Genomic DNA, 1,114 nt, shown 5'->3' with positions numbered 1-1,114 from the left:
GGCTGCGCAGGCAGCGCGACGAGCGCGGCGGCGCGCCCGAACGCAACCGGCGGCTGGACAGCGACGCGGCCGCCGTGCAGATCATGACGGTCTATGTGAGCAAGGGCCTGCAGTACCCGATCGTGTACCTGCCGTTCGCATTCAACCGCAGCGTCCAGAAACGCGACATCGTGCTGTTCCATGACGGCCAGGCGCGCTGCCTGCATGTCGGCGGCAAGGACAGCCCCGACTTCGCCGGTGTTGAAGCGCTCGGCCGCAAGGAGGATGCGGGCGACGCCAGCCGGTTGACGTATGTCGCGCTGACGAGGGCGCAGACGCAGGTGGTGGCGTGGTGGTCGCCGGCGTACTACGAACCCAATGGCGGCCTGTCCCGGCTGCTGCGCGGCCGCCGGCCCGGCGAGTCCCTGGTGCCCGACGAATGTGAACCCGCCAGGATCTCCGACGAGGACGCGATGGACCGGTTCCGCGAGTGGGAGGCCTTGGGCGGCCCGGTGATCGAGGAGTCGGTGGTGGTCGCGGCCCCGCCGCTGAGGCCGGCGCCGGCGCCGACGGACATCGACAGCCGCCATTTTCACCGCGGCATCGACACCGGGTGGCGGCGCACCTCCTATTCCGGTCTCATCAGGGCGGCGCAGACCTCTGCGGCCGCCGGGGTGAGCAGCGAGCCCGAGGTCACCGAGCTGGACGACGAGGCCGCCGATATCGCGTTGAGCCACGCCCCATCCGGGCCGGACCTACCATCACCGATGGCGGACCTGCCCATGGGCGCGAAATTCGGCACGCTGGTGCACGCCGTGCTGGAGACCGCCGACCCGTTGGCGTCCGACCTGGCCGCCGAGCTCGCGGCGCAGATCCGGAAGCACTCGGCGTGGTGGCCGGTCGCCGTGGCGCCGGAGGTGCTGGCGGAGGCGATGGTGCCGATGCACGACACCCCGCTGGGCCCGCTGGCCGGCGGTTTGACGCTGCGACGGATCGGGCTGCCGGATCGGTTGCGGGAGCTCGACTTTGAGTTCCCCCTGGCCGGCGGCGATCTTCGCTCAGCCGCGCGCGAGCTGGGCCTGGCGGACGTGGGGGCGCTGGTGCGCCGGCACCTGCCGGCCGATGACGCGCTGGC

At 72.1% G+C, this 1,114-nt stretch carries 1 protein-coding gene; it reads left to right on the top strand.

All coding sequences use genetic code 11. From position 1 onward, the window contains the following. A partial coding sequence (locus BN4348_RS59165) for a 3'-5' exonuclease (protein ID WP_328589077.1) occupies nt 1-1,114 on the top strand: 1,114 nt, incomplete at both ends.

It is taken from the genome of Mycobacterium interjectum (assembly GCF_900078675.2).
GTDB classification, from domain to species: domain Bacteria; phylum Actinomycetota; class Actinomycetes; order Mycobacteriales; family Mycobacteriaceae; genus Mycobacterium; species Mycobacterium interjectum.
The sequence above is the reverse complement of the archived record's forward strand: the minus strand, read 5'-3'. Positions and strand labels throughout refer to the sequence as shown.